Genomic DNA, 4,888 nt, shown 5'->3' with positions numbered 1-4,888 from the left:
GCTTCTCTAGAAGCCCCGATGGTGATTTATGTGCGCCAACAGGTCAAGGGCATGGATGTTTATGCACCGGTGCTTTACATCCCCGAAAAAGACAGAGCCTCCTTTGTTTCTGCTGGGGCTTTGATCATGGGCGATGATGTGAATATCACCAGCCAAAATACGAGCAATTCAACGATTATCAATTCAGGGCGGATTGCGGCAAATCACCAATTGCATGTGCATGGTGGGGATATCCTCAGTCAAGGAGGGCATTTTGCGGCGGGTGGGGATGCTGTTATCCTTGCGGAGAAGAATATTCGTTTGGATGCAGGGCGCACAACGGTTGACGGCGTGGAGACCGTTTTAAACACCGAGGCGCTTTCTGCTGGGGGTAATGCAACGGTGATTGCTAAACAAGATATCACCGCCTCAGGGGTGGGGATCACTACCGGAGGTGATCTTGCCATGGCTACAGAACAAGGCAACTTGACGATCGGTTCAGCAGAAACCCATTACCATGATGAACAGGGTGATGCCACCATGCATCATAAATCTGTGTTAAACTCTGGAGGCTCGACGACACTTCTCTCTGGAAATAATTTGAATATTCTAGGCTCTGATGTTCAAGCAACGGATAATCTTTCCTTACAGGCAAAAGAAAACGTTTCAATTGATGCCACACGCAACAGTACCAATAGCCATCGCGGGGATCGAACTTCTCATGTTGCCGTGCACAATGGCTCTCATTTAAGTTCTGGAAAAGATACCACTGTCATCTCAGGTCAAGATATCCATATTGCTGCTTCCGATATAGATGCCAAGGGCAATGTTGGACTTGGCGCCCAAGGGGAGATAACAATAGGGGTAAGAGAAGATGAGATGGAGTATCATCTTCAGGGCAAAAACACGAAAGTGGATATGCAAGCCTCTCATGCCGTTGGATCTTCGATAAAATCGGGAGGTGATACCACTGTTATTGCAGGGCAGGATGGCAAACCGCATGATCTTAGCATCACGGGAAGTTCTGTTGCGGCTGATGGCAAGGTAGGGCTGAAAGCCAGCAACGATGTCCTGATCACCAATGCAGAGGATAGCTTACACTATGAGATGTCGTACCATAAAGACGGTGGAACATTCAGCAGCAGCAAATCCGTGCATAACAAGGTGGATGCTACCCAAGTTTCCGGTTCACTCATATCTGGGGGTGAAGGCGTTGCCATTGAATCTGGAAACAACACGGAAGTTTTAGCCTCGACGCTCGTAGCCGGTAAGGCAGAGGAAACGTCAGGAGAGAAAGCACCAGGAGATCAGAAACAAGCGGATATTACCATTCACTCTGGGGGAAAGATTACTATCAAAGGCGCCCAAGAACACTTGGATCAGCAAGCACAATCGTCATCAAGTGGCTTTTTGCATGAGAAATCTTCCGATACATCTCAATCGCATACCACAACGGTTTCCTCTATCCTTGGGGCGACGGGCAACATCGTGTTAGACGCACAAGGAGAAGCCAAGATTTCTGCTTCTCATCTTCTTTCCGGTCAAGATATCAATGTGAGCGGAGAAAGTGTGACGATTGATGGCATGACAGATCATCATAAAAGCCATTCAGAGGAGCATGAAACAGGTTTTGGTGTGGGATCAGGTAAGGGCTTTGTGTCGATATACGGGAGTGAGGGAAAGACAGAAAATGAAGAGAGTTTTGAGCATCAAGGTTCTTCTCTCAATGCGGATGGCAATATCAACATCACTGCCAAGAAAAAAGATGTGAAAATTGTTGGCTCTGATCTTGCAGGTGAGAATATTAACCTTTCGGCAGCGCATGATGTGAATGTGCTTGTTGGTCATAATAGCCATTCCTCAAGCTCAAAGGAAGAACGTACAGGCTTTGGCATTCAGTTTGAAAAGAGCAACAGCGGTGCTTCTGTAGGGGTTGGAATTGCAAGCGCCAAAGATACGGGCGATCAATGGGAAAATACTTCCACACAATCACACATCACGGCACGCCAAGATGTGCAGATTACTGCTGACAATGATGTGAATATGCAAGCAGCCATTGTTTCGGCGGATCGTGATGTCAACATTGACGCTGGTAATAATATCACCCTATCAGAAAGCTATGATACCTCTAACGCAAAAGAAAAGCATGAAAAGTCCTTTGCTGGTGTGACAACTTCCGTTGATATCGGTGTCCTTGGCACGGTACAAGGCTTAAAAGATTCAGCAGACCGCATGAACAATAAGGATGGCAATAACACCGTTATTAATGGCATACTGACCGGCATGAAAATCAATCACCTCTTTAATAAAGGAGAGAACTTTATTAATTGGCTGACTGGCAACACAGGGGAAAAGGGGAACACAACTAAAGGACTGAGTAACCCATTAGGAGGGATGGGGGGCTCCACCAAGGATGCTCTTGCCAATATGGCTGGCGCATCTGGCAGTGTAACCGTGGGCTTTAAAACTGAGAAGGCGGAGGCATCTGTTCAGACCTCCACAGCGGTGACAGATAGCATAGAAGGCGGACGCGCTGTTAACATGCATGCTCACGAAGGCAGCATCCATAGTGTTGGCGCTGATGTTATCGCTGGTACCAATCCAATCTATGTGCTGGAAAATGATGCACAGAGCGGAAATATCACTATGGAAGCAGGTGAAGATATCACCTTTGAAAGTGCGCAAAACACGCAAAGCACACAAAACAGCAGTGAAAGTGCTTCAATGAGTGTTGGCACCGGTTATGGCACGGGTGGCGCAGGGGCAACGGGCAGTGCTTCTTTTAGTCAAGGGGAAGGTTCCAGTGAGGAAGTTCAACACAAAAACAGCCATATTATAGGCACTGGCACAGTTCATACCACGAGTGGGGCAAACACCACATTGGCAGGCGCCGTGGTTTCTGGAGAGCGTGTAGAAATAGAGGTTGGTGGTGATTTTGCCATTACCAGCCGCAGTGATACGGGACAAACTTCCAGCAAGCAAGACTCTGTTTCTGTTGGGTTTGGTGCTGGACAAACGGGTGGTGGGGGCTCCATGAGCGCCTCTTTCCAAAAGGATAAATCCTCTAGCGATTATCATAGTGTTGTGGAGCAATCAGGCATTAAAGCTGGTGATGGCGGCTTTAATATCATAGTTAAAGATAAAACAACGCTGACCGGAGGTATTATTGCCAGCACCGCGCCGGCAGATAAAAACAGCCTGACCACAGGAAGCATCAGCACCAGTGATATCCGCAACGGTGCGCATGCTCAAGCTAGCAGCCAAGGTTTAAGCATTTCTGGGAACGATACGATAAAGAACATTGCCAAGAATGTTTTAAATCACGGCAAAGCCAAGGATGCAGCAGAAGGGGAAACCAAATCTGCTATCAGCGATGGGACTATCATCCTTACTGATACAACTGGACAGAGGGCGATGGGGCAAGATGCTGGACAAATCATTGGCTCTCTCAACCGCAACACCGCTACAGCCCACCAAGCCGTTGCACCGGTGGACGCCACATCGCTTGAGGGGATCGTTCATAATCGCGTAGATATGATCAATGATTTATCGGATGAAGGATTGGGATACTGGGACAAAGTGCGCGAAGTCGCAAATGTTAAAGAGCATCCAGTAGGTGAGATTGCGCATGATGAAAATGGCAAAGTACTCTATTTAACCGATGAAAATGGAGAGTATATAAAAGGCAGTGATGGAAAACCAATAATTCTGTATCGCTATTTAAAACCAGAGGAAGAAAAGCATTTACAAGCTGGTTCTGATGGCAACAGGCGTATGTTCTATAATGGTATTTTTAACACACCAGATGAGGCTGCCTATCGTGCTGTCCAATTAGCTGATAATGCGCATGAACCCCTTTATTTTACATACCACCCACAAGCTAAAGACAGGCTCGTAGAGTATGGGGTAGCAATTTATGAGTATTTTGGGGGATGGAGTAATTCGGCCAAGAAATTCCAAGATTTTACCTCTCGTTATGGTAATGACAAGGCTATTGTTAGTGCGCATAGTCGTGGTAGCTTAACAGTAGGCAATGGACTGCGTGACTTTGAAAAGCGCGGCATTCACGGTATAGCAGAAAAAACAGATATCTATCTTTTTGGACCAGCGGATCATGCTCAATCGATAGCGAATGCATTATATGTCGTAAGCGATGGCAAAAATGATCATGTTTACTTACAAAGCCATGCATCTGACCCCATTAGCACGTTGTTTGGTTACAATGCACCTACTTTTTATAAAGTACCTTTAAATCTAGATGTTTCACTTTTGGAGAAAGGTATAAAAAATCCTTTATATATGACGCTGTTTGTAGGAACCAGTTTATTGACTACAGCAACCTCTCCATTGATAGAGGGAGGGAGGGCGTTAGGCGGGTATGATCCTAGTCCCCATAATTGTTATGGTGATGCAAGTAAAGCGTGTATAACTAATTATGGAATACCGCCTACTAAACAAATTAATTCAACTTATTCAATTTTAGAGCATTTATGGAAGAAAAAATGAGACAAATTTTGAAATTATTGAGTGGTATAGTCCTATTAAGTGTAGCTGGATGTGACATTGAAAACATTGATAAGCCTCCTCCAGAGTATGTGAGTATGTGGGAGAAGGTAGGTGCAGATTCTACTGAAGTAGGAAAAGCCTTGTTAGAATGCGGAATGCCAAGCATTTTTGATATTGATTCAGAAAACAGAAAGCTTAGTATTAATGAGGATGCAACAATTTATGCTTGCATGGTTCAATCAGGATTCCATTATAAAGGGAGAGGAAACTGGTGTTATACATTTAGAGAAGAAAACCTTCCCATTTGTCAGCCTGGTGCTGTCATTCCGAAGAGAAGTGTCGAAAAGCGCTTAAACAGCCCGTTTTGTAAAAGAAGTCCAGTACAACCTGAATGCAAGCCTTA

2 protein-coding genes are annotated in these 4,888 nt (G+C 45.4%); both read left to right on the top strand.

Annotation, left to right across the window (positions count from 1 at the left end):
* Positions 1–4,485 (top strand): hemagglutinin repeat-containing protein (locus ACFIKH_RS08600; protein ID WP_375671487.1); only part of this gene is annotated, 4,485 nt, incomplete at its 5' end.
* On the top strand, positions 4,482–4,888 hold a 407-nt coding region (locus tag ACFIKH_RS08595), incomplete at its 3' end, for a hypothetical protein (RefSeq protein WP_041581383.1). The genes ACFIKH_RS08600 and ACFIKH_RS08595, both read left to right, overlap by 4 nt.

Source organism: Bartonella sp. SD1336NMGDW (assembly GCF_042193565.1).
Lineage (GTDB): Bacteria > Pseudomonadota > Alphaproteobacteria > Rhizobiales > Rhizobiaceae > Bartonella > Bartonella grahamii.
This window is presented reverse-complemented; position numbering and strand designations above follow the sequence as displayed.